The organism is Azohydromonas australica DSM 1124 (assembly GCF_000430725.1).
Classification (GTDB): Bacteria; Pseudomonadota; Gammaproteobacteria; order Burkholderiales; family Burkholderiaceae_C; genus Azohydromonas; species Azohydromonas australica.
The window spans coordinates 284,056-308,415 of sequence record NZ_KE387207.1; the positions used below are offsets into that span (position 1 = coordinate 284,056).

General features: G+C 71.6%; 23 protein-coding genes. 21 read left to right on the forward strand and 2 right to left on the reverse strand.

What is annotated here, in order from left to right; translation table 11 throughout:
- Window positions 1–21 precede the first annotated feature (21 nt).
- The 21 genes from H537_RS0128905 (at window position 22) to H537_RS0129005 (ending at window position 22,005) form a co-directional block, all read left to right on the forward strand.
- The gene (locus tag H537_RS0128905) at window positions 22–462 is read left to right on the forward strand and encodes a division/cell wall cluster transcriptional repressor MraZ (protein WP_029000643.1); all 441 of its coding nucleotides are present in this window, start codon (window positions 22–24) and stop codon (window positions 460–462) included.
- Entirely contained in the window at window positions 462–1,481 is a 1,020-nt protein-coding gene (gene rsmH / locus H537_RS46150) for a 16S rRNA (cytosine(1402)-N(4))-methyltransferase RsmH (protein WP_084151009.1), read from the forward strand. Before H537_RS0128905 ends, rsmH begins: the two co-directional genes overlap by 1 nt.
- Complete coding sequence (gene ftsL, locus H537_RS0128915; protein ID WP_029000644.1) at window positions 1,478–1,759, forward strand: cell division protein FtsL; 282 nt, start codon at window positions 1,478–1,480, stop codon at window positions 1,757–1,759. Before rsmH ends, ftsL begins: the two co-directional genes overlap by 4 nt.
- On the forward strand, window positions 1,756–3,534 hold the full coding sequence (locus tag H537_RS0128920) for a peptidoglycan D,D-transpeptidase FtsI family protein (RefSeq protein ID WP_029000645.1): 1,779 nt from the start codon (window positions 1,756–1,758) through the stop codon (window positions 3,532–3,534). Before ftsL ends, H537_RS0128920 begins: the two co-directional genes overlap by 4 nt.
- A gap of 94 nt (window positions 3,535–3,628) precedes the next feature.
- Complete coding sequence (locus tag H537_RS0128925; protein WP_029000646.1) at window positions 3,629–5,146, forward strand: UDP-N-acetylmuramoyl-L-alanyl-D-glutamate--2,6-diaminopimelate ligase; 1,518 nt, start codon at window positions 3,629–3,631, stop codon at window positions 5,144–5,146.
- Between the two features lie 88 nt (window positions 5,147–5,234).
- Complete coding sequence (locus H537_RS0128930; protein WP_051243506.1) at window positions 5,235–6,590, forward strand: UDP-N-acetylmuramoyl-tripeptide--D-alanyl-D-alanine ligase; 1,356 nt, start codon at window positions 5,235–5,237, stop codon at window positions 6,588–6,590.
- Window positions 6,590–7,771, forward strand: coding sequence for a phospho-N-acetylmuramoyl-pentapeptide-transferase (gene mraY / locus H537_RS0128935; protein ID WP_029000648.1), 1,182 nt, complete (start codon window positions 6,590–6,592; stop codon window positions 7,769–7,771). The genes H537_RS0128930 and mraY overlap by 1 nt, the downstream gene beginning before the upstream one ends.
- Window positions 7,772–7,780: 9 nt before the next feature.
- Entirely contained in the window at window positions 7,781–9,547 is a 1,767-nt protein-coding gene (locus tag H537_RS0128940) for a Mur ligase family protein (protein ID WP_238446834.1), read from the forward strand.
- Window positions 9,544–10,782 (forward strand): putative lipid II flippase FtsW, encoded by a 1,239-nt coding sequence (gene ftsW, locus H537_RS0128945; RefSeq protein ID WP_029000650.1) that lies wholly within the window; start codon window positions 9,544–9,546, stop codon window positions 10,780–10,782. The genes H537_RS0128940 and ftsW overlap by 4 nt, the downstream gene beginning before the upstream one ends.
- Entirely contained in the window at window positions 10,779–11,855 is a 1,077-nt protein-coding gene (murG, locus tag H537_RS0128950) for an undecaprenyldiphospho-muramoylpentapeptide beta-N-acetylglucosaminyltransferase (RefSeq protein ID WP_029000651.1), read from the forward strand. The genes ftsW and murG overlap by 4 nt, the downstream gene beginning before the upstream one ends.
- A complete protein-coding gene (gene murC, locus H537_RS0128955) occupies window positions 11,852–13,258 on the forward strand; it encodes a UDP-N-acetylmuramate--L-alanine ligase (protein WP_029000652.1) in 1,407 nt (468 codons plus the stop codon). Before murG ends, murC begins: the two co-directional genes overlap by 4 nt.
- A gap of 20 nt (window positions 13,259–13,278) precedes the next feature.
- Entirely contained in the window at window positions 13,279–14,238 is a 960-nt protein-coding gene (locus H537_RS0128960) for a D-alanine--D-alanine ligase (RefSeq protein ID WP_029000653.1), read from the forward strand.
- Window positions 14,239–14,257: 19 nt separating this feature from the next.
- A complete protein-coding gene (locus H537_RS0128965) occupies window positions 14,258–15,070 on the forward strand; it encodes a cell division protein FtsQ/DivIB (protein WP_029000654.1) in 813 nt (270 codons plus the stop codon).
- A 14-nt stretch (window positions 15,071–15,084) separates the two neighbouring features.
- Entirely contained in the window at window positions 15,085–16,314 is a 1,230-nt protein-coding gene (gene ftsA / locus H537_RS0128970) for a cell division protein FtsA (protein ID WP_029000655.1), read from the forward strand.
- Between the two features lie 68 nt (window positions 16,315–16,382).
- On the forward strand, window positions 16,383–17,573 hold the full coding sequence (gene ftsZ, locus H537_RS0128975) for a cell division protein FtsZ (RefSeq protein WP_029000656.1): 1,191 nt from the start codon (window positions 16,383–16,385) through the stop codon (window positions 17,571–17,573).
- Window positions 17,574–17,755: 182 nt separating this feature from the next.
- On the forward strand, window positions 17,756–18,691 hold the full coding sequence (lpxC, locus tag H537_RS0128980) for a UDP-3-O-acyl-N-acetylglucosamine deacetylase (protein ID WP_029000657.1): 936 nt from the start codon (window positions 17,756–17,758) through the stop codon (window positions 18,689–18,691).
- A 13-nt stretch (window positions 18,692–18,704) separates the two neighbouring features.
- Entirely contained in the window at window positions 18,705–18,890 is a 186-nt protein-coding gene (locus H537_RS0128985) for a hypothetical protein (RefSeq protein ID WP_029000658.1), read from the forward strand.
- Between the two features lie 134 nt (window positions 18,891–19,024).
- Complete coding sequence (locus H537_RS0128990; RefSeq protein WP_238446835.1) at window positions 19,025–19,717, forward strand: CAP domain-containing protein; 693 nt, start codon at window positions 19,025–19,027, stop codon at window positions 19,715–19,717.
- A 113-nt stretch (window positions 19,718–19,830) separates the two neighbouring features.
- Complete coding sequence (locus H537_RS0128995) at window positions 19,831–20,454, forward strand: CDP-alcohol phosphatidyltransferase family protein (protein WP_029000660.1); 624 nt, start codon at window positions 19,831–19,833, stop codon at window positions 20,452–20,454.
- Window positions 20,451–21,059: a lysophospholipid acyltransferase family protein gene (locus tag H537_RS0129000; RefSeq protein WP_029000661.1), complete on the forward strand. Its 609-nt coding sequence runs from the start codon at window positions 20,451–20,453 to the stop codon at window positions 21,057–21,059. The genes H537_RS0128995 and H537_RS0129000 overlap by 4 nt, the downstream gene beginning before the upstream one ends.
- A gap of 13 nt (window positions 21,060–21,072) precedes the next feature.
- On the forward strand, window positions 21,073–22,005 hold the full coding sequence (locus H537_RS0129005; RefSeq protein WP_375136341.1) for a phosphatidate cytidylyltransferase: 933 nt from the start codon (window positions 21,073–21,075) through the stop codon (window positions 22,003–22,005).
- Window positions 22,006–22,023: 18 nt separating this feature from the next.
- Here H537_RS0129005 and ruvC read toward each other — a convergent pair whose 3' ends face one another.
- Entirely contained in the window at window positions 22,024–22,575 is a 552-nt protein-coding gene (ruvC, locus tag H537_RS0129010; protein ID WP_029000663.1) for a crossover junction endodeoxyribonuclease RuvC, read from the reverse strand.
- Between the two features lie 173 nt (window positions 22,576–22,748).
- Window positions 22,749–24,341, reverse strand: a complete 1,593-nt coding sequence (gene purH / locus H537_RS0129015) for a bifunctional phosphoribosylaminoimidazolecarboxamide formyltransferase/IMP cyclohydrolase (RefSeq protein WP_029000664.1) — start codon at window positions 24,339–24,341, stop codon at window positions 22,749–22,751.
- Between the last annotated feature and the right edge of the window lie 19 nt (window positions 24,342–24,360).

Sequence of the window (24,360 nt, forward strand, 5' to 3'; positions counted from 1 at the left end):
AGTGGTTGGAAGTGGGGTGTTGTGGCTGGTCATGTCTTTCAGGGTCCTGCGGCGTTGACGCTGGACGGAAAGGGGCGTCTTACCGTCCCTTCTCGTCACCGCGATGCGCTGATGGCCCTGTCGAATGGCCAGCTCACCCTCACCAAGAGCCCGGCGGGTTGCCTGTTCATGTTTCCGCGTCCGGCGTGGGAACAGTTCCGCGACAAGCTGCTGCAGCTGCCCATGGCGGCTGACGGCTGGCGTCGCGTGTTCCTGGGCAACGCGCTGGATGTGGACATGGATGGCGCCTCGCGTGTGTTGGTGGCGCCGGAGCTGCGCGAGGCTGCCGGGCTGGTGCGTGACGTGATGCTCATTGGCATGGGTTCGCGTCTGGAGCTGTGGGATCGCGCGCGTCTGGCGGCGCACGAGGCGCAGGTGATGAGCTCCGAAATGCCGGCTGCGATCCAGGATTTCATCGCGTGATGCGTTCTTCTTCTCCCGGGCAACACCAGACGGTGCTGCTGCATGAAACCGTGGACGCCGTGTTCGGCGCCCCCGACGGCGTTTACGTGGACGGCACCTTCGGCCGTGGCGGGCACTCGCGCCTGCTGCTGCAGCGGTTGGGTCCGCGCGGGCGCCTCATCGCGCTGGACCGCGACCCCGAGGCGCTGGCCGCGGCCACCTCGGGCGAGGCGGCCATCGCCGACCCGCGCTTCTCGATCCACCACGCCAACTTCGGCGCCATGGCCGAGGTGCTGGCGGCGCTGGGCGTGGAGCGCGTGGACGGCGTGCTGCTGGACATCGGCGTGTCCTCGCCGCAGATCGACACGCCCGAACGCGGCTTCAGCTTCCGTTTCGACGGCCCGCTCGACATGCGCATGGACCCCACGCGCGGCGAGAGCGCGGCCGAGTTCCTGGCGCGCGCCGACGAGCGCCAGATAGCACAGGTGATCCGCGACTATGGCGAAGAACGGTTTGCTGTCCCGATTGCAAAGGCGGTTGTGGCTCGCAGGACAGGCGGGCAGCCCCTCCAGCGCACCGCCGAGCTGTCCGCCCTCGTGGCTGGTGCGGTCAAGACCCGTGAGCCGGGGCAGGACCCCGCCACGCGCACCTTTCAAGCTCTTCGGATTCACGTCAATGGCGAGCTCCAGGAGCTGGAGCAGGGCCTGAGCGCGGCGCTGGGGCTGCTGGCCCCGGGCGGGCGGCTGGCGGTGATCAGCTTCCACTCGCTGGAGGACCGCATCGTCAAGACCTTCATGGCGCGCGAGAGCCGCGCCGAGGTGGACCGGCGCGCGCCGTTCGCGCCGCCGGTGCCGTCGCGGCTGTGCGCGGTCGAACGCATCCGGCCCTCGGCGGCCGAGGTGGCCGCCAACCCGCGCTCGCGCTCGGCGGTGCTGCGCGTGGCCGAGCGCACCGAGGTGCCGTTCGAGGCCGGCGTGCCGCTGCAGGCCGGTGGCGCGCGCGGCGCACGCGCCGCGGCGCCCGCGGGGAGGGGCCGATGACGCGGCTGAACTTCTTGCTGCTGGCCGCGCTGGTGGGCAGCTGCATGTACATGGTGAAGATCACCTACGAGGGGCGCCAGCTGTTCACGGCGCTGGACCGCGCCCGCACCGAGGAGCGCCAGCACGAGCGCGACTTCAAGCGGCTGCAGGCCGAGCGCGAGGCGCAGGCCACCTCCGGGCGCGTGGAGCAGGTCGCGCGCGAGCGGCTGTCCATGCGCACGGCCACGCCGGCCGTGACTTTCTACGTGGACGCCGCGGCGTCGGAGGTGCGGCGATGAGCGCGCTCCACCCGCGCGCCGGCGGCGTCAGCGTGCGCAGCGTCAACTACGCCACCAGCCCGCTGCTGGCGTCCAAGACGCCGCCGTGGCGCTCGCGGCTGCTGGTGGCGATGGTGGGCATCGGCTTCACGGCGCTGCTGGCGCGCGCGGCTTACGTGCAGGTCATCGGCACCGACTTCTTCCAGCAGCAGGGCGAGAAGCGCTACGTGCACACGCTGCAGATGCCCGCCAGCCGCGGCCGCATCCTCGACCGCAACGGCGCGCTGCTGGCCACCAGCGTGGCCGCGCCCTCGGTGTGGGCCATCCCCAAGGACCTCAACCCCGACTCCACCCCGGCGCAGCGCGCCGAGCTGGCACGGCTGCTGGGCATGAACCCGCCCGACCTGGAAAAGCGGCTGCAGGACAACCCCAACTTCGTGTGGCTGCGCCGCCAGGTCGAGGACGAGACCTGGGCCAAGGTCAAGGCGCTCAACCTCAAGGGCGTGCACCAGGTCTCGGAGTTCAAGCGCCGCTACCCCGAGGGCGAGGCCGCCGCGCACGTGGTGGGCTTCACGGGCGTGGAGCAGACCGGGCAGGAAGGCATCGAGCTGGCCTTCCAGCGCGAGCTGCAGGGCAAGGACGGCTCGCGCGAGGTGGTCAAGGACCGGCTCGGCCGCGTGATCGAGGACGTGGGCCAGCAGCTCGACCCCATCGACGGGCGCGACATCACGCTGTCCATCGATGCCAAGGTGCAGTTCTTCGCCTACCAGCGCATCCGCGACGCGGTGGCCGAGCACAAGGCCAAGGCCGGCAGCGTGGTGGTGGTGGACGTGCAGACCGGCGAGGTGCTGGCGCTGGCCAACTACCCCAGCTACGACCCGGCCGACCGCGGCAAGCTCAACGGCAACCAGCTGCGCAACCGCGCGCTCACCGACACCTTCGAGCCCGGCTCGACGATGAAGCCCTTCATCGCCGCGCAGTCGCTGGAAACCGGGCGCGTGCGCGTGGACACGCCCGTGGTCACCGGTGCGGGCTCGCTGGTGGTGGGCGGCTCGACCATCCGCGACGCGCACGCGCACCCGATGCTCACGGTGGCCGAGGTGATCCAGAAGTCCAGCAACATCGGCGCGGCCCGGCTGGCGCTGCAGATGCCTCCGCGCGAGATGTGGGAGCTCTACTCCAACGTGGGCTTCGGCCACAAGCCGCAGCTCAAGTTCCCCGGCGCCGTCACCGGGCGGCTGCGCCCGTGGAAGACCTGGAAGCCCATCGAGCAGGCGACCATGGCTTACGGCTACGGCCTGTCGGCCTCGCTGCTGCAGATCGCACAGGCCTACACCGCCTTCGCGCGCGACGGCGAGGTGGTGCCGGTGTCGATGTTCAAGCAGGACGCGCCGCCGCCGGGGCTGCGCGTGTTCAAGCCCGAGACCGCACGCCAGGTGCGCAAGATGCTGCAGATGGCCGCCGGCCCCGGCGGCACCGGTCCGCTGGCGCAGACCATCGGCTACTCGGTAGGCGGCAAGAGCGGCACCGCGCACAAGCAGGAAGGCCGCGGTTACGCCAGCAACAAGTACCGCTCCTGGTTCGTGGGCCTGGCCCCGGTGGACAAGCCGCGCGTGATCGTGGCGGTGATGGTGGACGAGCCGAGCAACGGCAAGTATTTCGGCGGCGCGGTGGCCGCCCCGGTGTTCAGCCAGGTGGTGCAGCACACGCTGCGGCTGAAGAACGTCGAGCCTGACCTGGAGGTCAAGCCCCAGATCGTGACCAAGGCCGTGCCGGCCGAGCCGGAGAGCTTCTGATGGCCGCCGCATGGATGCACCGGGCCGCTGCGCCCGCAACGGATGACTACAAGGCGACGGCGCATCGGCGCACGCCGCCGGGGAGGGGGAAGCGATGGCAGTGACTGAGCTGGCCGACGCCGACGCGGCCGCGCGCTGGCTGCGCGAGCGCGCCACGGGCACGCTGCGCAGCGACAGCCGACAGGTGCGCCCGGGCGACGCCTTCATGGCCTGGCCGGGCGCGGCGCACGACGCGCGCCGCTTCGTGGCCGGCGCGCTGGAGGCCGGCGCCGGCGCCTGCCTCGTGGCCGCCGAGGGTGTCGAGGCCTTCGGCTTCGACGATGCGCGCATCGCGACGCTGCCCGGGCTCAAGGCGGCCGCGGGCCTGGTGGCCGGCGCCTTCTTCGGCACGCCCAGCGCGGCGCTGGAGCTGGTCGCCGCCACCGGCACCAACGGCAAGACCTCCACAAGCTGGTGGACCGCGCAGGCGCTCACCGCGCTGTCGCGGCGCTGCGGCCTGGTGGGCACGCTGGGCATCGGCGAGCCGCCGCGCGCGGGCACGCGCGAGGGCGCGGCCATCGAGTTCACGGGCCTGACCACGCCCGACCCGGTGAGCTTCCACGCGGCGCTGCGCCGCTTCGCGGACGCGGGCTTCCAGGCCTGCGCGCTGGAGGCCTCTTCCATCGGGCTGGTGGAGCAGCGCCTGGCCGGCGCGTGCATCGCGGTGGCGCAGTTCACCAACTTCACGCGCGACCACCTCGACTTCCACGGCGACATGCAGGCCTACTGGGCCTGCAAGCGCGTGCTCTTCGACTGGCCGGGGCTGCGCGCCGCGGTCATCAACCTCGACGACCCGCAGGGCGCGGCGCTGGCGCAGGAGCTGGCCGCGCGCGCCGACCTTGACCTCTGGACCTACTCGCTGCAGCAGCCCGCGCGGCTGCGCGCCGAGGGCCTGCGCTACGAGGGCGGCGGCCTGGCCTTCGACCTGAGCGAAGGCGGACGCTCGCACGCCGTGCGCAGCAGCCTCATCGGCGACTACAACGCCAGCAACCTGCTGGCGGTGCTGGGCGCGCTGCGCGCGCTGGGCGTGCCGCTGGCCGAAGCCGCGGCCGTGGTGCCGCTGCTCACGCCCGTGCCCGGGCGCATGCAGCAGGTGCGCGCCGACGCCGGCGCCCCGGCGCCGGAGGTGGTGGTGGACTACGCCCACACGCCCGATGCGCTGGAGAAGGCGCTCACCGCGCTGCGGCCGCTGGCGCGCGCGCGCGGCGGGCGGCTGTGGTGCGTGTTCGGTTGCGGAGGCGACCGGGACGCCACCAAGCGCCCGCTGATGGGCGCAATCGCACAACGTCTTGCAGATGACGTGGTGCTGACAAGCGACAATCCGCGGTCCGAGCCGCCGGGGGCCATCCTGGCGCAGATCGCAGCCGGGTTGCCGCAGGGCGCCCGGGCTGCGGTCATCGAGGATCGCCGCCAGGCCATCCTCGACGCGGTGCGCTCGGCAGACCCCGCCGACGTGCTGCTCATCGCCGGCAAGGGACACGAGGACCACCAGGACGTCGGCGGCCGCAAGCTGCCCTTCTCCGATATCGACGAGGCGCTGAACGCGTTGCGGACGCGACAGGCGCAGCCATGACTCATCCAACTGCTTTCCATTCGACTTCGGCAACGCGGCACGGCCGCGTTGCGGCGTTGAGCGCCCTCCACGGGAGGCGCGCATGACCATGCTGACCCTGCGCGAGGCGCAGGCGCTGCTGCCCGGTTCCACCCTGGTGGGTGCGCCGGACACGGTGCTTTCGCGCGTGCACACCGACACGCGCAGCCTGCAGCCGGGCGACCTGTTCGTCGCGCTGCGCGGCGATCGCTTCGACGGCCATGACCACTTGGGCGCCGCGCGCGGCGCCGGCGCGGCGGCGGCCATCGCCCAGCGCGGCCTGGCCGAGGCCGGCCTGCCCGGGCTGCTGGTGGACGACACCCTGGCGGCGCTGCAGGCGCTGGCCGCCGGCTGGCGCGCGCGCTTCGCGGCGCTGCCGCTGATCGCCGTCACCGGCAGCAACGGCAAGACCACCGTCACGCAGATGGCAGCGGCCATCCTGCGCGCCTGGCTCGCCGATGCGGCGCTGGCCACGGCGGGCAACTTCAACAACCACATCGGGCTGCCGCTGACGCTGCTGCGGCTGCGCCCCGGCCACCAGGCGGCCGTGGTCGAGCTGGGCATGAACCATCCCGGCGAGATCGCCGAGCTCGCGCGCATCGCGCAGCCGACGGTAGCGCTGGTCAACAACGCGCAGCGCGAGCACCAGGAGTTCATGGCCTCGGTGGAGGCGGTGGCGCGCGAGAACGGCAGCGTGATCCAGGCGCTGGGCGCGGACGGCTGCGCGGTGTTCCCGGCCGACGACGCCTTCAGCGGCCTGTGGGCCGAGCTGGCCGGCGCGCGGCGCGTGCTGCGCTTCGGCCCGGGCGGCGAGGTGCAGGGCCAGGCCCAGTGGCTGGCGGACCACTGGTCGGTGGCGCTGGACACGCCGCTGGGCTCGGCGCGCCTGGTGCTGCGCATGCCCGGCGAGCACAACGTGCGCAACGCGCTGGCCGCGGCGGCCTGCGCGCTGGCCGCAGGCGCGCCGCTGGCGGCGGTGGTGCAGGGCCTGGAGGCCTTCCAACCGGTGGCCGGCCGCTCGCAATTGAAGAAGCTGCTGCGCGGCGGCCGCGAGCTGCCGCTGGTGGACGACAGCTACAACGCCAACCCCGACTCCGTGCGCGCCGCCATCGAGGTGCTGGCCGCGCTGCCCGCGCCGCGGGCGCTGCTGCTGGGCGACATGGGCGAGGTGGGCGAGCAGGGCCCGGCCTTCCACCGCGAGGTGGGTGCGCTGGCGGCGCAGCGCGGCATCGAGACCTTCTGGTGCGCGGGCACGCTGTGCGCGCACGCGGCCGAGGCCTACGGTGCCGGTGCGCGCCATTTCGCCTCGGCGGACGACCTCGCCGCGGCGCTGCCGCAGCTGGGCGAGGCCGCCTCGGTGCTGGTGAAGGGTTCCCGCTTCATGCGCATGGAACGCGTGCTGCCGCTGCTTGGGGAGGTGCGCTGATGCTGCTCCTGCTCACGCAATGGCTGGCCGAGCTGTACCCGGAGCGCCTGGGTTTCCTGCGCGTGTTCCAGTATTTGACGCTGCGCGCGCTGCTGGCGGCGATGACGGCGCTGCTCATCGGCATCGGCTTCGGCCCGCTGGTCATCCGCAAGCTCGCCGAGCTCAAGATCGGTCAGCCCATCCGCGAATACGGCGTCGCGGCGCACATGGTCAAGAGCGGCACGCCCACCATGGGCGGCGTGCTGATCCTGCTGGGCATCGCCGTGTCCACGCTGCTGTGGTTCGACTGGGCCAACCGCTTCGTGTGGATCGTGATGATCGTCACCTTCGGCTTCGGCGCCATCGGCTGGGTCGACGACTGGCGCAAGGTGGTGCGCAAGGACCCGGAGGGCATGCGGTCGCGCGAGAAGTACTTCTGGCAGTCCGTGATCGGTCTGGTGGCGGCGCTGTACCTGGCCTTCAGCGTCAGCGAGACCTCGGCGATGCGCGTGATCGAGCTGTTCATGCGCTGGGTGGGCAGCGGCTTCTCCAACGACCTGCCGCCCAAGGCCGACCTGATCGTGCCTTTCTTCAAGACCATCAGCTACCCGCTGGGGGTGTTCGGCTTCATCGCGCTGACCTACGTGGTGATCGTGGGCGCCTCCAACGCGGTGAACCTCACCGACGGCCTGGACGGGCTGGCGATCATGCCGGTGGTGATGGTGGGCGCGTCGCTGGGCGTGTTCGCCTACGTCACGGGCAGCGCGGTGTACAGCCGCTACCTGCTGTTCCCCTACATCCCCGGCGCCGGCGAGCTGCTGGTGTTCACCTCGGCCATGGCCGGGGCGGGGCTGGCGTTCCTGTGGTTCAACGCGCACCCGGCCGAGGTGTTCATGGGCGACGTGGGCGCGCTGGCGCTGGGCGGGGCGCTGGGCACCATCGCCGTGATCACGCGCCAGGAGATCGTGCTGGCGGTCATGGGCGGCGTGTTCGTGGTCGAGGCGCTGTCGGTCATGGCCCAGGTGGCGTGGTTCAAGTACACCAAGAAGCGCTTCGGCGTGGGGCGGCGCATCTTCCTCATGGCGCCGCTGCACCACCATTTCGAGAAGTCCGGGTGGAAGGAGACGCAGGTCGTCATCCGGTTCTGGATCATCACCATGCTGCTGTGCCTGCTGGGCCTGGCCACGCTGAAGCTGCGCTGAGACACGGCCATGAGCACCACCGCTTCCACTTCTCCCATGGCCGACCTGCAGGGCGTGCAGGTGCTGGTGCTGGGCCTGGGCGACTCGGGCCTGGCAATGGCGCGCTGGTGCGCCGCGGAGGGCGCGCGGGTGCGCGTCTGGGACTCGCGCGCCGAGCCGCCGCAGGCCGCGGCGCTGCGGGCCGAGTGGCCCGAGGTGCCCGTGTTCCACGGCGAGCTGCTGCCGACGGAGCAGCTGCAGGGACTGCAGCTGCTGCTCAAGAGCCCGGGGCTGTCGCCGCAGGACGCGCGCATCGAGCCGCTGCTCACCGCCGCGCGCGCCATCGGCGTGCGCATCGAGGGCGAGCTGGGCCTGTTCGCGCGCGCGCTGGCCGCGCTCAAGGAGCGCCACGGCTACGCGCCGCGGGTGGTGGCCATCACCGGCACCAACGGCAAGACCACCGTCACCTCGCTGACCTCGCTGCTGCTGCGCCGCTGCGAGCTGCGCGTGGCCACCGCCGGCAACATCGGCCCGACGCTGCTGGACACGCTGTCGCAGGCGCTGGCGCAGGAGACCTTCCCGCAGCCGCAGGCCGAGGCCGACGCCGCTGCTGCCGCTGAGACGGCCGAGGCTGCCGAAGCTGCCGTCGGGGCACCGGCGCAGGACGGCGAGGGCGCTGCCGCCGAGGCTGCCGCGTCCGCCGCCGTGGACCTGTCCGCGCCCGATGCGCCGGCGCTGCCGCCCCCGCCGCCGCCCGCGCCGGTGTTCTTGCACCTGCCCGAGGCCTGGGTGCTGGAGCTTTCCAGCTTCCAGCTCGACGGCGTGCAGGGCTTCGAGCCCGATGCGGCGGTGGTGCTCAACGTGACGCAGGACCACCTGGACTGGCATGGCGACATGGCGGCCTACGCCCGCGCCAAGGCCGCCATCTACGGCCGCGACGCGGTGATGGTCGTCAACCGCGACGACCCGGCGGTGGAGGCCATGGTGCCGCCGCCCACGGTGGTCAAGGCCGCGGTGCGCGGCGGGCGTCCGCGCGTGGTCTCGCGCCGCGTCGTGCACTTCGGGCTGGACGTGCCGCGCGTTCCCGGCGACTTCGGCCTGATCGAGGAGCGCGGCGTGGCCTGGCTGGTGCGCGCGCAAGGCGACGAGGAGCCGGTGGGCCCGCGCCGCCGCCGCGACGAGCAGCCTGAGATCCGGCTGCAGCGCCTGATGCCGGCGGATGCGCTGCGCATCCGCGGCCGCCACAACGCTGCCAACGCGCTGGCCGCGCTGGCGCTGGCGAGCGCCGTCGGCTGCCCGATGGGCCCGATGCTGCACGGCCTGCGCGAGTACCGCGGCGAGCCGCACCGCGTGGAGCCGGTGGGCATGGTCGGCGGCGTGGAGGCCTTCGACGACAGCAAGGGCACCAACGTCGGCGCCACGGTGGCTGCGCTCAACGGCCTGGGCTCGGACCGCGACCCAGCCAAGCTGCTGGTGATCCTGGGCGGCGACGGCAAGGGCCAGGATTTCGCCCCGCTGGCCGAGCCCGTGGCGCGCTACGCGCGCGGCGTGGCCCTGATCGGGCGCGACGCGCCGGCGCTGCAGGACGCGCTGGCCACCACCGAGGTACCGATGCAGCGCTTCGACACCCTGGAGGCGGCCACCGCCTGGTGCTTCGGGCAGGCGCGCGAGGGCGATGCCGTGCTGCTGAGCCCGGCCTGCGCGAGCCTGGACATGTTCCGCAACTACGCGCACCGGGCCGAGGTGTTCGTGGCCGCGGTGGCTGCGCTGGCCACCGAGCGAGGGGAGTCGCTGTGAAAGCCCTGCTGAGCCGGCTGCGGGGAGCGCGCGCGACGGCGCGCGAGTACTCGCTGCCCGTGCGCGACTTCGTGCGCACCGCGCCGGCGCAGCCCGCGCGGCTCTCGGGCTTCGACCAGGGCCTGCTGTGGGTCACGGTCGGGCTGCTGGCGCTGGGGCTGGTGATGGTCTATTCGGCCACCGTGGCGCTGCCGGACAACCCGCGCTTCGCGCGCTACACGCCCACGTACTTCCTGGTGCGGCACCTGGCCGCGCTGGGCATCGGCTTCGTGGCCGCGCTGCTGGTGGTGCAAGTGCCGGTGGCGCAGTGGGAGAAATGGGCGCCCTACCTGTTCGTGGGCTCGCTGGTCGGGCTGGTGGTGGTGCTGATCCCGCACGTGGGCCTGTCGGTCAACGGCGCGCGGCGCTGGATCCCGCTGGGGATCATGAACTTCCAGCCCAGCGAGGCGGCCAAGGTCGGCATCGCCATGTACGCCGCGAGCTACATGGTGCGCAAGATGGACATCAAGGAGCGCTTCTTCAAGGCGGTGCTGCCGATGGCCGTGGCGCTGGGCGTGATCGGTGTGCTGCTGCTGGCCGAGCCCGACATGGGCGCCTTCATCGTGATCGCCGCCGTGGCGCTGGGCATCCTGTTCCTGGGCGGCGTCAACGGCCGCATGTTCTTCCTCAGCGTGGCGGTGCTGGTGGGCGCCTTCGTGCTGATGATCGTGTTCAGCGAATTCCGCCGCCAGCGCATCTTTGCCTACCTCGATCCCTGGGACGAGAAGTACGCGCAGGGCAAGGCCTACCAGCTCACGCACTCGCTCATCGCGCTGGGCCGCGGCGAGCTCACCGGCCAGGGCCTGGGCAACAGCGTGGAGAAGCTGCACTACCTGCCCGAGGCGCACACCGACTTCCTGCTGGCGGTGGTGGGCGAGGAACTGGGCTTCGTGGGCGTGGCGATCGTGGTGTGCGCCTTCTTCTGGCTCACGCGGCGCATCTTCCACATCGGCCGCCAGGCCATCGCGCTGGACCGCGTCTTCGCCGGTCTGATGACGCAGGGCGTCGGCATCTGGATGGGCGGCCAGGCCTTTATCAACATGGGCGTGAACCTGGGGCTGCTGCCCACCAAGGGCCTGACGCTGCCGCTCATGAGCTACGGCGGCTCGGCCATTCTGATGAACCTCGTGGCGCTGGCGCTGGTGATGCGGGTCGACATCGAGAACCGCGCGCTGATGCGGGGAGGCCGCGCATGAGCCGCCACCTCGTCATCATGGCGGCGGGCACCGGCGGGCACGTGATCCCGGGCCTGGCCGTGGCGCGCGAGATGCAGCAGCGCGGCTGGAGCGTGAGCTGGCTGGGCACGCCCGCCGGCATGGAGAACAAGCTCGTGCCGCCTTCGGGCATCACGCTGGACCGCATCGGCTTCAGCGGCCTGCGCGGCAAGGGGCTCGTGCACACGCTCACCGGCGGCATGCGGCTGCTCAAGGCCTTCATCGAATGCCTGGGCATCCTGCGCCGGCGCCGCGCCGACGCGGTGCTGGGCATGGGCGGCTACGTCTGCTTCCCCGGCGGCATGATGGCCGCTGCGCTGGGCAAGCCGCTGGTGCTGGTCAACGCCGACGCGGCGCTGCTGCTGAGCAACAAGGCGCTGCTGCCGGTGGCCGACGGCGTGGCCTTCGGCTTCGACGGCCAGGCCGCGACGGCGACGAAGCACGCCACCGTCACCGGCAACCCGGTGCGCACCGAGATCGAGGCGCTGCCCGCGCCCGAGGCGCGCTTCGCCGGGCGCCAGGGGCCGCTGCGCGTGCTGGTGGTGGGCGGCAGCCTGGGCGCCAAGGTGCTCAACGAGACGCTGCCCGCGGCGCTGGCGCTGATGGACCCGGCGCAGCGCCCGCTGGTGACGCAGCAGACCGGCACCGCCCACATCGACAGCGTGCGCGCCGCCTACGCCCAGGCCGGCGTGCAGGCCGAGCTGCTGCCCTTCATCGACGACATGGCCCGGCGCCTGGCGGACTGCGACGTGGTGCTGTGCCGCGCCGGCGCGGTGACGGTGAGCGAGCTCTGTGCCGCGGGCGTGGCCAGCATCCTGGTGCCGCTGATCGTCAGCACCACCTCCCACCAGCGCGACAACGCCGCCTACATGGCGCAGCACGGCGCCGCCATCCACCTGCCGCAGTCCGAGCTCTCCCCCCAGGCGCTGGCGCAGCGCCTGGCGTCGCTGGAGCGTTCGCAACTGCTGGCCATGGCGCGGCAGGCCCGCGCCCTGGCCCGGCCGCGCGCTGCCGCGCGCGTGGCCGACACCATCGAAAAGCTCGTCAAGACATGAAACACGCCGTCAAGCACATCCATTTCGTCGGCATCGGCGGCGCCGGCATGAGCGGCATCGCCGAGATCCTGCACAACCTGGGCTACGTGGTCTCGGGCTCGGACCAGTCCGAGAGCGCCACCACGCGGCGCCTGGCGGAGCTGGGCATCCGCGTCTTCATCGGCCACGAGGCCGCTCAGATCCAGGGCGCGCAGGCGGTGGTGACCTCCACCGCCGTGCGCGGCGACAACCCCGAAGTCATCGCCGCGCGCGCGAAGCGCGTGCCCGTGGTGCCGCGCGCGCTGATGCTGGCCGAGCTGATGCGGCTGAAGGCCGGCATCGCCATCGCCGGCACGCACGGCAAGACCACCACCACCTCGCTGGTCACCAGCGTGCTGGCCGAGGCCGGGCTGGACCCCACCTTCGTCATCGGCGGCAAGCTCAACAGCGCCGGCGCCAACTCGGCGCTGGGCAAGGGCGAGCACATCGTGGTGGAGGCCGACGAGAGCGACGCTTCCTTCCTCAACCTCAGCCCGGTGCTGTCGGTCGTCACCAACATCGACGCCGACCACATGGACACCTACGGCCACGACTTCGCGCGGCTCAAGGGGGCCTTCGTCGAGTTCCTGCACCGCATGCCGTTCTACGGCGCGGCGGTGCTGTGCGGCGACGACCCCGGCGTGCGCTCGATCATGCCGATGGTCTCGCGCCCGGTGGTGAGCTACGGCCTGGGCGAGGACGCGCAGGTGCGCGCGGTGGACGTGCAGGCGCTGCCTGGCGGGCAGATGCGCTTCACGGTGCGCCGGCGCAACGGCGAGAAGATGCCGGACCTGCGCATCACGCTCAACCTGCCCGGCGAGCACAACGTGCGCAACGCGCTGGCGGCCATCGCCATCGCCACGGAGCTGGAGATTCCCGACGCGCCCATCGCCGCGGCGCTGGCCAAGTTCGGCGGCGTGGGCCGGCGCTTCCAGCGCTACGGCGACCTGGTGGCGGCCCAAGGCCGCTTCACGCTCATCGACGACTACGGCCACCACCCGGTGGAGATGGACGCTGTGCTGTCGGCCGCGCGCGGCGCCTTCCCCGGGCGGCGCCTGGTGCTGGCCTTCCAGCCGCACCGCTACACGCGCACGCGTGACTGCTTCGAGGACTTCGTGAAGGTCATGGGGCAGGCCGACGCCGTGCTGCTGGCCGAGGTGTATGCCGCGGGCGAGAGCCCGATCGTGGCCGCCGACGGGCGCAGCCTGGCACGCGCACTGCGCGTGGCGGGCAAGGTGGACCCGGTGTTCGTGGATGACGTGGGTGCGCTGCCGCAGGCCATCGCCGACTTCGTGCGCGAGGGCGACGTGGTGATCTCCATGGGCGCGGGCTCCATCGGCGCGGTGCCGGGACGCCTGGTCGAGATGCTGCCGCGCGGCGAGTGAGGCGAGGGAGGGGCACAGACATGAACGTGAAATCACTGGGCAAGGTGGCGGTGCTCATGGGTGGCGAGTCCGCCGAGCGCGAGATCTCGCTGCTGTCGGGCAACGGGGTGCTGCAGGCGCTGCTGTCGCAGGGCGTGGACGCGCAGGCCTTCGACCCCGCGCAGCGACCGCTGGGCGAGCTCAAGAGCGAGAGCTTCAGCCGCTGCTTCATCGCGCTGCACGGGCGCCATGGCGAGGACGGCACGGTGCAGGGCGCGCTGGAGCTGCTGGGCATTCCCTACACCGGCTCGGGCGTGATGGCCAGCGCCATCGCCATGGACAAGGTGATGACCAAGCGCGTGTGGGCTGCCGAGGGGCTGCCCATGCCGCGCCAGGTGGTGCTGCGGCGCCAGGACTGCAGCCCCGAGCGGCTGGCGGCGGTGGTGGCCGAGCTGGGCCTGCCGCTGATCGTCAAGCCGCCGCACGAGGGCAGCTCCATCGGCATGACCAAGGTGGAGCAGGCCTCGCAGCTGGCCGCCGCGGTGGAGCTGGCGGCGCACCACGACAGCGTGGTGCTGTGCGAGGAGTTCATCCAGGGCGCGGAGCTGACCTGCCCGGTGCTGGGCGAGGGCGATGCGGCCCAGGCGCTGCCCGTGATCCGCATCGTGCCGCCGGCCGCCGGCTACGACTACAACAACAAGTACTTCACCGACGAGGTGAAGTACCTCGTGCCCAGCGGGCTGGACGCCGCGCTGGAGGCCCGGATCCAGCAGATCGTGCTGTGCGCGTACCGCGTGCTGGGCTGCCGCGGCTGGGGCCGTGCCGACCTGATGCTGCGCGAGAGCGACGGCGAGCCCTTCCTGCTGGAGATGAACACCTCGCCGGGCATGACCGGGCACTCGCTGGTGCCGATGTCCGCCCGTGCCGCGGGCATCAGCTACGAGCAGCTGTGCCTGCGGCTGCTGACGCAGGCGGCGCTGGACGGCGGCGCGCGGGGCTGAAGGGACGGGACACAAGACCATGGTTGCCCGAGCAATGGCCCCGCTGCCGCCTGACGTGCGGCTCACGAACGCGGTGGCCAGCCTGATCTACACGCTGGTGGTGCTGGGGTTGCTGGCCGCGGCGGCGCAGTGGGCGTCGCGCTTGCCCCTGTTCGCGCTGCGCGTGATCAGCGTCGAAGGCGAGATCGAGCGCAGCACCCCGGTGCAGCTGCGCAACGAGGCCGTGCCGCAGCTGCGGGGCAACTTCTTCACGCTGGACCTGCAATCCGCGCGCGAGGCCTTCGAGGCGCTGCCCTGGGTGCGCCAGGCGGTGCTGCACCGGGTCTTCCCCAACCGGCTGGAGGTGCGGCTGCTGGAGCATCGCGCCGCGGCGATCTGGGACGGCGGCGAGGAGGGCGGCGACCGGCTCGTGAGCACGCAGGGCGAGATCTTCGAGGCCAACGTCGGCGACGTGGAGGACGAGGGTCTGCCCGTCTTCGAAGGCCCCGAGGACGGGGCCGCGCGCATGCTGGGGATGCACGCGCGGCTGGCGCCGGTGTTCGAGCCGCTGGGCGGCATCCGGCGCCTGAAGCTCAGCGCGCGCGGCTCCTGGAGCGTGGAGGTCGGCGGCGGCGGCAGCGGCAGCGGTGCCGCGCATGTGGAGCTGGGCCGCGGCAACGACGTGGACGTGGCCGCGCGCAGCGAGCGCTTCGTGCGCACGCTGGCGCAGGTCACGGCCCACTACGAGCGTCCGCTGCAATATGCCGACCTGCGTCACAAGGACGGCTACGTGGTGAAGCTGAAGGGCATCTCGACCACGCTGCCCGCAACGGCGGCGAAGAAATCCAAATAGAGGGCAGGCAGGCAATGGCCAAGGAATACAAGGATCTGGTGGTCGGGCTGGACATCGGCACCGCCAAGGTGATGGCGGTGGTGGCCGAGGTGCTGCCCGGAGGGGAGCTGCGCGTGGCGGGGCTGGGCGTGGCTTCCTCGCACGGGCTCAAGCGCGGCGTGGTGGTCAACATCGACGCCACCGTGCAGAGCATCCAGCAGGCGCTCAAGGAGGCCGAGATGATGGCCGACTGCAAGATCAGCCGCGTCTACACCGGCATCACGGGCAGCCACATCCGCGGGCAGAACTCCACCGGCATGGTGATCGTGCGCGACAAGGAGGTCACGCCGGTGGACGTGGCCAGGGTGGTGGAGACGGCCAAGGCCATCAACATCCCCAACGACCAGAAGGTGCTGCTGGTCGAGCCGCAGGAGTTCGTGATCGACGGGCACGAGGTCAAGGAGCCCATCGGCATGAGCGGCGGGCGCCTGGAAGTGAAGGTGCACATCGTCACCGGCGCGCAGAGCGCGGCGGAGAACATTGTCAAGTGCGTGCGCCGCTGCGGGCTGGAGGTGGAGCAGCTCATGCTCAACCCCAGCGCCTCCAGCGCGGCGGTGCTCACCGACGACGAGCGCGCTCTGGGCGTGGCGCTGGTGGACATCGGCGCGGGCACGACCGACGTGGCCATCTTCACCGGCGGCTCGATCCGCCACACGGCCGTGATCCCGATCGCGGGCGACCTCATCACCAGCGACATCGCCATGGCGCTGCGCACGCCGACCAAGGACGCCGAGGAGATCAAGGTCGAGTTCGGCGTGGCCAAGCAGCTGCTGGCGGACCCGGCCGAGCAGGTCGAGGTGCCGGGCCTGGGCGACCGCGGCCCGCGCATGCTCTCGCGCCAGGCGCTCGCGGGCGTGATCGAGCCGCGCGTGGAGGAGATCTTCTCGCTGGTGCACCAGGTCATCCGCGACAGCGGCTACGAGGAATTGCTCTCCAGCGGCATCGTCATCACCGGCGGCAGCGCCGTGATGCCGGGCATGGTGGAGTTGGGCGAAGACATCTTTCTGAAACCCGTGCGCAAGGGTCTGCCGACTTATCACGGCGCCCTGCATGACATGGTGGCCAACCCCCGGTCGGCCACCGTGATGGGTTTGCTGGAGGAGGCACGCCTGGCCAGGGCACGCGGCATCAAGGCCGCGGCGCAGGCCGGGAGCGTGAAAACAATGTTTGGTCGCGCACGCGACTGGTTTCTCGGGAATTTTTGACGCTGGGCTATCGCAGGCAACCCGGCTGTGTCAACCTAGGAACAATTGCACATCAGGAGGTGCAAACCATGGCTATCGAGATGATCGAAGAATTCGACCAGGGCACCCAGATCCGAGTGATCGGGGTCGGTGGAGGCGGCGGCAACGCCGTGGACCACATGATTGCCCAGGGTGTTCAAGGCGTGGAGTTCGTGGTCGCCAACACCGATGCGCAGGCACTCAATCGCTCGGCGGCGCAGCACACCATCCAGCTCGGCACGAGCGGGCTGGGCGCGGGCGGGCGTCCTGACAAGGGCCAGGCCGCCGCCGAGGAGGCGGTGGACCGCATCAAGCAGACGCTCGAAGGCGCGCACATGGTCTTCATCACCGCCGGCATGGGCGGCGGCACGGGCACCGGCGCGGCGCCCGTGATCGCGCGCGCGGCCAAGGAGATGGGCATCCTCACCGTCGGCGTGGTCACCAAGCCCTTCGAGTTCGAGGGCGCGCGCCGCATGAAGCAGGCCGACAGCGGCGTCAACGAGCTCGAAGCCAACGTGGACAGCCTCATCGTCGTGCTCAACGAGAAGCTGCTGGAGACGCTGGGCGACGACGTGACGCAGGACGAGGCCTTCGCGCAGGCCAACGACGTGCTGCGCAACGCCGTGGGCGGCATCAGCGACATCATCCACATCCCCGGCCTGGTCAACGTCGACTTCGAGGACGTCAAGACCGTCATGAGCGAGCCGGGCAAGGCCATGATGGGCACGGCCACCGCCAGCGGCCCGGACCGCGCCAACAAGGCCGCCGACGCCGCCGTGGCCTGCCCGCTGCTCGAAGGCATCGACCTCTCCGGCGCGCGCGGCGTGCTGGTGCTCATCGCCGCGAGCAAGGCCACCTTCAAGCTGGCCGAGTCGCGCAACGCCATGAACACCATCCGCCGCTACGCCGCGGAGGACGCGCACGTGATCTACGGCACCGCCTACGACGAGAGCCTGGGCGACAAGCTGCGCGTGACCGTCATCGCCACCGGCCTGAGCCCGGGCAAGCGCGCCCAGGCCGCCATCAGCATGGTGCACAGCACCGCCCGCACCGGCACCGACAACCTGCCCGTGCTCAACAACCTGGCCGCCCCGGCCGGCGGCAACGCCGGCAATGCCGACTACAGCGTGCCCAGCGTCTGGCGCCATGGCCGCAGCGCCGCGGCCAAGGTGGACGCGCTGGCGAGCAACGGCATGGACGAGATCGAGATCCCGGCCTACCTGCGCAAGCAGGCGGACTGAGCGCCCAAGGCTCTCCACTCCTGAACCTGCCTGCAAACCGGGCCGCCGCGAGGCGGCCCTTTTGCTTGGCGGCTCCCGCGGACGCGCGATCTCGCGGCTTCATGCCCGCTTCGCGCTTCTTTGCCTTTCTTTGCTTGGCCCCAGCACCGTCCGGCCACCGGGCATCAAGGACAATTCGCGCCATGCTCAAGCAACGCACCCTCAAGTCGCTCACGCGCGCCGTCGGCGTGGGCCTGCACGGCGGTCACAAGGTCGAGCTCACGCTGCGGCCCGCGGCGCCGGACACGGGCATCGTGTTCCGCCGCATCGACCTGCCGGTGCCGGTGGACATCCCCGTCAATGCGCAAGCGGTGTGCGACACGCGGCTGGCCTCGACCATCTCCCCGGGCGGCGACCCGGGCGCGCCCAAGGTGCACACCATCGAGCACGTGATGTCGGCCTGCTGCGGGCTGGGCATCGACAACCTGCAGATCGACATCACCAACGAGGAGGTGCCGATCCTCGACGGCTCGGCCGCGAGCTTCGTGTTCCTGCTGCAGAGCGCCGGCGTGGTGGAGCAGGACGCCCCCAAGCGCTTCATCCGCGTGCTCAAGCCCGTGGAGGTGCGCGAAGGCGAGGGTGCTGCGCTGAAGTGGGCCCGGCTGGAGCCCTACCACGGCTACCGGCTGAGCTTCGAGATCGAGTTCAACCACCCGGCGGTGGACTCCACCGGGCAGCGCGTGGAGTTCGACCTGGGCTCCGGGCGCTACCAGCGCGACATCGCGCGCGCCCGCACCTTCGGCTTCGCCAAGGACGTGGACGCCATGCGCGCGCGCGGGCTGAGCCTGGGCGGCAGCATGGACAACGCCATCGTCGTGGACGATACCCGCGTGCTCAACGCCGACGGGCTGCGCTACGACGACGAGTTCGTGAAGCACAAGATCCTCGACGCCATGGGCGACCTCTACATCGCCGGCCACCCGCTGCTGGCGGCCTACGGCGCCTACAAGAGCGGCCACGCCCTGAACAACAAGCTGCTGCGCGCGCTGCTGGCCGACCCCTCGGCCTGGGAGATCGTGACCTTCGCGGACGAGCGCCAGGCGCCGCAGGGCTTCGCGCAGCCCGTGCCGGCCTGGTGAGCCGCGCCCTCGCATGCTGATCTTCCGACTCGTCTTCGGGCTGCTGCTGGTGGCCGGGCTGCTGTGCTTCGCGATGTACATCGGCACCCGCGACGTGCGCTGGCGCCGCCGCGGGCTGGTGATCGTGAAATGGACCGTGGTGGCCGGCCTGGGCTTCTTCGGCGTCATCGCGCTGGAGCGGCTGGCGCTGCTGCTGTAGCGGCCTCAAGGTGTTGGACATAGTTCACACCTGGGGCGACCGCGAGCCGCTGGTTGTGGCCGGACGTTGCGAAGGCAGGCACCGGGTTGCATCCTGAAGCGTGACCCAAGCCGGCGGCCCGATGCTGCCGGCCCATGACGACGCCTTCCCCCTCTTCCTCCTCGCTACCGTTCCTGCTCGGTGCCGGGGCCGCCGTGCTGATGGCCCTCGGCATGGTCGCCTGCGGCGGCAGCGAGCCCGACGACGCGCCAGCCTCGGGCAACGCCGCCACGCTCAGCTCCTCGTCCTCCTCGGAAACCGTGGTCCAGATGCACGCGGCGCTGTCCGCGGCGCTGGCCGAGATCACCCCGGCGCTGTCCACCGAGAGCGCCATGGCCGTGGTGGCCGGCAGCAACTGTGGCCTGGGCAACTTCCAGGCTGAATTGATGCAGCGCATCAACGCGTACCGGGCCCGCGGTGCGAGCTGCGGCGGCTACGGCAACTTCGCGCCCACCACGGCGCTGGCCTGGAACGACAAGCTGCAGGGCGCCGCGGCCCGCCACTCCTCGGACATGGCCTCGCGCAACTTCTTCAGCCACACCGGCTCCGACGGCAGCAACGCCGGCACGCGCATCACGCAGGCCGGCTACGCCTGGAGCACCTGGGGCGAGAACATCGCCGCGGGCTACGGCACCGTACAGGCCGTGGTGGACGGCTGGATGGCCAGCCCCGGCCACTGCGCCAACCTCATGAAGCCTGCCTTCAAGCACGTGGGCGTGGCCTGCGTCAGCAACAGCGCCAGCACCTACCGCATGTACTGGACCCTGGACCTGGCGGTACCGCGCTGAGCCGGCGCCGCGACACGCGGCGCCCGTGCCGATGAGGCCGCAACCGGGGGACGCCGGCGCGCCGCGTCGCCTACCATGGCCCCCGGCACCACAAGACCAGGGGGAGGCCTGCCGTGACCACGCCCGCATCCGGCGACCGGCGCGAGCTGCGCGTGCGCGGCAGCGCTTGGGCGCAGTCGCTGGCGCGCGCCATCGCCGCGCGCGGCATCAGTCCCAACCAGATCTCGGTGCTCAGCATCGCCTTCGCCGCCGGCGGTGCGCTGGCGCTGTGGGCCGGCGGCTGGTGGCTGCTGGCGGCGGCGGCGTGCATCCAGGGCCGGCTGCTGTGCAACCTGTTCGACGGCATGGTGGCCGTGGAGCACGGGCGGCAGACGGCGCTGGGTGCCGTCTACAACGAGTTTCCCGACCGCGTCGCCGACTCGCTGCTGATCGTGGCCGCGGGCTACGCGGCAGGCTGGCCGGCGGCGGGCTGGCTGGGTGCGCTGGCCGCCGCGCTCACGGCCTACGTGCGCGTGTTCGGCGCGGCCTGCGGCTTCGGCCACGACTTCCGCGGCCCCATGGCCAAGCAGCACCGCATGGCGCTGCTCACCGCCGCCTGCGTGCTGCAGCCCTTCGTCGCCACGGCCTGGCCGCTGCGCGCCGCGGTGGCGCTGATCGCCGCGGGCAGCCTGCTGACCTGCGCCACGCGCACCCGCGCGCTGGCGCTGCAGCTGCGCAAGCGGGGGGAAGCGCCATGAAGGCCTGGTACCGGCTGCAGCGCGACGCGCTGCTGACCCTGGTGCGCTGGGGCGTGGGCGGGCGCGCCGTGTTCGACGCGCCGCTGCCGCTGCCCTGCGTCGTCTTCGCCAACCACAGCAGCCACCTCGACACGCTGATCCTGCTGGCGGCGCTGCCCGCGCACCAGCGCGAGCAGGTGCGCCCCGTGGCCGGCGCCGACTACTGGAACGCCACGCCCGCGCGCCGCTACGTCGCGCAGCGCCTGCTGCGCGTGGTGCTGATCGACCGCGTGGCCGGCGGCGCGCAGGCGCTGGAGCCGCTGCACGCGGCGCTGGCGGCCGGGGACTCGCTGATCGTCTTCCCCGAGGGCACGCGCGGCAGCGAGCCGCTGCCCGCGGCCTTCAAGTCCGGCCTCTACCACCTGGCGCACGCGCACCCCGGGCTGGCGCTGGTGCCGGCCTACCTGCACAACCTCTACCGCAGCTGGCCCAAGGGCGCGCCGGTGCCGCTGCCGCTGCTGTGCCGGGTGCGCTTCGGCGCGCCGCGGGTGCTGGAGAGCGGCGAGGGCAAGAAATGCTTCTTGGAGCGCATGCGCGGCGCCGTGTGCGCGCTGGCGCGGGACTGACGCGATGGCGACGCTGAGCCCGTACTTCCTGCGCACCGGCGCGCTGCTGCTGGCGATCCTGGTGCTGGCCTCCCTCATCGGTGCCGTGCTGCACGCGCGCACCGGCGGGCGCAGCGAGACCGTGCACAACCTCAACGCCCGCATCCGCGCCTGGTGGGTGATGGTGGCGGTGCTGTTCGTGGCGCTGGCCCTGGGCCCGGTGGCCACGGTGGTGGTGTTCGCCTTCTCCTCGTTCATGGCGCTGCGCGAGTTCCTCACGCTCACGCCCACCAAGCCCTCGGACTACTGGGCGCTGTTCCTGGCCTTCTTCGTGGCGCTGCCGCTGCAGTACCTGCTGCTGGGCGTGCAGTGGTACGGACTCTTCGCCATCTTCATCCCGGTCTACATGTTCGGGCTGATCTCCTCGGCCTCGGCGCTGTCGCAGGACACGGAGGACTTCCTCTCGCGCAACGCGCGCATCGTGTTCGCGCTCATGGCCTGCGTGTACGGCGTGAGCCACGCGCCGGCGCTGCTGATGCTGCGCATCCCCGGCTTCGAAGGCCGCAGCGTGGAGCTGCTGTTCTTCTTCACCTTCACGGTGCAGATCAGCGACGTGCTGCAGTACGTGTTCGGCAAGCTCTTCGGCCGCCACAAGCTGGTGCCGCGGCTCAGCCCTTCCAAGACCTGGGAAGGCCTGGTGGGCGGCGCGCTGTCCACCGTGGCGCTGGGCGCGGCGCTGCACGGCGTCACGCCCTTCGGCCCGGCGATGGCGGCGCTGCTGGCGGCGCAGATCGTCGCCTGCGGCGTGCTGGGCGGGCTGGTGATGTCGGCGGTGAAGCGCTCGCTGGGTGCCAAGGACTGGGGCCAGTCCATCGCCGGCCACGGCGGCTACATGGACCGGCTGGACTCCATCACCTTCGCCGCGCCGGTGTTCTTCCACGTCGTGCGCTACTGGTGGACGCCGTAGCGGCGCCCGCGGCAGCGCTCAGTACGCCCGTCCCTTGCGATAGAGCGCGTGCGCGCGCCGCTCCAGTTCGCCGCCTGCGCTGGCCATGGCCGCCAGCGAGGTGCCGGCGTGGGCATGCGCGATGGCGATGCCCAGCGCGTCGGCCGCGTCGGGGCCGGGCGGGGAGGGCAGGCAGAGCAGCCGCATCACCATGTGCTGCACCTGCTCCTTGCGCGCGTGGCCGTTGCCCACGATGGCCTTCTTCATCTGCAGCGCGGTGTACTCCGACACCGGCAGGTCGCCCGACACCAGCGCCGCCAGCGCCGCGCCGCGTGCCTGGCCCAGCAGCAGCGTGCTCTGCGGGTTGACGTTGACGAACACGATCTCGACCGCGGCGCAGGTGGGCGCGTAGCGCGACTGCACCTCGCGCACGCCCTCAAAGATGATCTTCAGCCGCCCGGGCAGGTCGCCGCGCGCGGCGTCCTTGGTGCGGATCGTGCCGCTGGCGACGTAGCTCAGGTGCGGCCCGTCGGCCTCGATGACGCCGAAGCCCGTGGTCTGCAGGCCGGGGTCGATGCCGAGGATGCGCATGGAATCTTCACTTTCCCCGTTCGCCCTGAGCCTGTCGAAGGGCCTGTGGCCCGGCGGGGCGACAGGGCTTCGACAAGCTCAGCCCGAACGGAGTTCTTTCGCTGAAGTGGTCGTCAAACGAAGAAGCCGCCGCACGGGGCGGTGCCCTGCGCGGCGGCTTCCGGCTCATGGGATCAGTGGCGGAAGTGGCGCGTGCCGGTGAACACCATCGCGATGCCGCGCTCGTCGGCGGCGGCGATCACCTCGTCGTCACGCATGCTGCCACCGGGCTGGATCACGCAGCCTGCGCCGGCGTCCACCACCACGTCCAGGCCGTCGCGGAACGGGAAGAAGGCGTCGCTGGCCACGGCCGAGCCCTGCAGCGTCAGCTGGGCGTTCTCGGCCTTGATGCTGGCGATGCGCGCGCTGTCGATGCGGCTCATCTGGCCCGCGCCCACGCCCAGCGTCATGCCGCCGGCGCAGAACACGATGGCGTTGCTCTTGACGAACTTGGCCACCTTCCAGGCGAAGAGCAGGTCCTGCATCTGCTGCTCGGTCGGCTTGAGCTTGGTCACGACCTTGAGGTCAGCCGGGTCGAAGTCGCGGTTGTCGGCGGTCTGCAGCAGCAGGCCCGAGCCCACGCGCTTGGCGTCCATGAAGTTCAGGCCCTGGTCCCAGGGCTTGTCGCCGCCCGGGGGCAGGTCGATGTGCAGCAGCCGGGTGTTGGCCTTGCTGGCGAACACGGCGCGCGCCTCCTCGGTGAAGCCCGGGGCGATCAGCACCTCCACGAACTGCTTGGCCACCAGCTCCGCGCCGGCCTTATCCAGCGGGCGGTTGAAGGCGATGATGCCGCCGAAGGCCGAGGTGGGATCGGTCTTGAAGGCCTTGGCGTAGGCCTCGGCCGGGCTGGCGCCCACGGCCACGCCGCAGGGGTTGGCGTGCTTGACGATCACGCAGGCCGGCACGTCGCTGAAGCTCTTGACGCACTCCCAGGCCGCGTCGGCGTCGGCGATGTTGTTGTACGAGAGTTCCTTGCCCTGCAGCTGCTGGGCCGTGGCCAGCGAGCCGGGCGCGGGATGGAGGTCGCGGTAGAAGGCGGCCTGCTGGTGCGAGTTCTCGCCGTAGCGCAGGTCCTGCAGCTTGACGAAGCGGCCGTTGGTCTGGGCGGGGAAGAGGCTCTGCCTGGGCTGCTCGCCCTCGGCACCCAGCTCCAGCGCGGACAGGTAGTCGCTGATGGCGCCGTCGTACTGCGAGATGCGGTTGAAGGCGTCCACGGACAGCTTGAAGCGCGTGGCGCGGCTGACCTTGCCGTCGGCCTTGAGTTCGGCCAGCACCTGGGCGTACTGCGAGGCGTCGGTGAGCACCGCCACGTCGTTCCAGTTCTTGGCGGCGGAACGCACCATGGCCGGGCCGCCGATGTCGATGTTCTCGATCGCGTCCTCCAGCGTGCAGCCGGGCTTGGCCACGGTGGCCTCGAACGGATAGAGGTTCACCACCAGCAGCTCGATGGTGTCGATGTTGTGCTCCTGGAGCGCCGCCATGTGCGCCGGCACGTCGCGGCGGGCCAGCAGGCCGCCGTGCACGCGCGGGTGCAGCGTCTTGACGCGGCCATCGAGCATCTCGGGGAAGCCGGTGACTTCGGCCACCTCGGTGACGGGCAGGCCGGCGTCGGCCAGGAGCTTGGCGGTGCCGCCGGTGGACAGCAGCTTCACGCCGACGGCGTGCAGCTCACGGGCGAATTCGACGATGCCGGTCTTGTCGGAGACGGAGATGAGGGCGGTGGTCATGCTTGAGAACGGAGAGTGA

Bases quoted from the DNA above. Each gene is read 5' to 3' on its own strand.
- rsmH (WP_084151009.1), top strand. From the start codon at position 462: ATGCGTTCTTCTTCTCCCGGGCAACACCAGACGGTGCTGCTGCATGAA.
- ftsL (WP_029000644.1), top strand. From the start codon at position 1,478: ATGACGCGGCTGAACTTCTTGCTGCTGGCCGCGCTGGTGGGCAGCTGC.
- H537_RS0128920 (WP_029000645.1), top strand. From the start codon at position 1,756: ATGAGCGCGCTCCACCCGCGCGCCGGCGGCGTCAGCGTGCGCAGCGTC.
- H537_RS0128925 (WP_029000646.1), top strand. From the start codon at position 3,629: ATGGCAGTGACTGAGCTGGCCGACGCCGACGCGGCCGCGCGCTGGCTG.
- H537_RS0128930 (WP_051243506.1), top strand. From the start codon at position 5,235: ATGCTGACCCTGCGCGAGGCGCAGGCGCTGCTGCCCGGTTCCACCCTG.
- mraY (WP_029000648.1), top strand. From the start codon at position 6,590: ATGCTGCTCCTGCTCACGCAATGGCTGGCCGAGCTGTACCCGGAGCGC.
- H537_RS0128940 (WP_238446834.1), top strand. From the start codon at position 7,781: ATGAGCACCACCGCTTCCACTTCTCCCATGGCCGACCTGCAGGGCGTG.
- murG (WP_029000651.1), top strand. From the start codon at position 10,779: ATGAGCCGCCACCTCGTCATCATGGCGGCGGGCACCGGCGGGCACGTG.
- murC (WP_029000652.1), top strand. From the start codon at position 11,852: ATGAAACACGCCGTCAAGCACATCCATTTCGTCGGCATCGGCGGCGCC.
- H537_RS0128960 (WP_029000653.1), top strand. From the start codon at position 13,279: ATGAACGTGAAATCACTGGGCAAGGTGGCGGTGCTCATGGGTGGCGAG.
- H537_RS0128965 (WP_029000654.1), top strand. From the start codon at position 14,258: ATGGTTGCCCGAGCAATGGCCCCGCTGCCGCCTGACGTGCGGCTCACG.
- ftsA (WP_029000655.1), top strand. From the start codon at position 15,085: ATGGCCAAGGAATACAAGGATCTGGTGGTCGGGCTGGACATCGGCACC.
- ftsZ (WP_029000656.1), top strand. From the start codon at position 16,383: ATGGCTATCGAGATGATCGAAGAATTCGACCAGGGCACCCAGATCCGA.
- lpxC (WP_029000657.1), top strand. From the start codon at position 17,756: ATGCTCAAGCAACGCACCCTCAAGTCGCTCACGCGCGCCGTCGGCGTG.
- H537_RS0128985 (WP_029000658.1), top strand. From the start codon at position 18,705: ATGCTGATCTTCCGACTCGTCTTCGGGCTGCTGCTGGTGGCCGGGCTG.
- H537_RS0128990 (WP_238446835.1), top strand. From the start codon at position 19,025: ATGACGACGCCTTCCCCCTCTTCCTCCTCGCTACCGTTCCTGCTCGGT.
- H537_RS0129000 (WP_029000661.1), top strand. From the start codon at position 20,451: ATGAAGGCCTGGTACCGGCTGCAGCGCGACGCGCTGCTGACCCTGGTG.
- ruvC (WP_029000663.1), bottom strand. From the start codon at position 22,575: ATGCGCATCCTCGGCATCGACCCCGGCCTGCAGACCACGGGCTTCGGC.
- purH (WP_029000664.1), bottom strand. From the start codon at position 24,341: ATGACCACCGCCCTCATCTCCGTCTCCGACAAGACCGGCATCGTCGAA.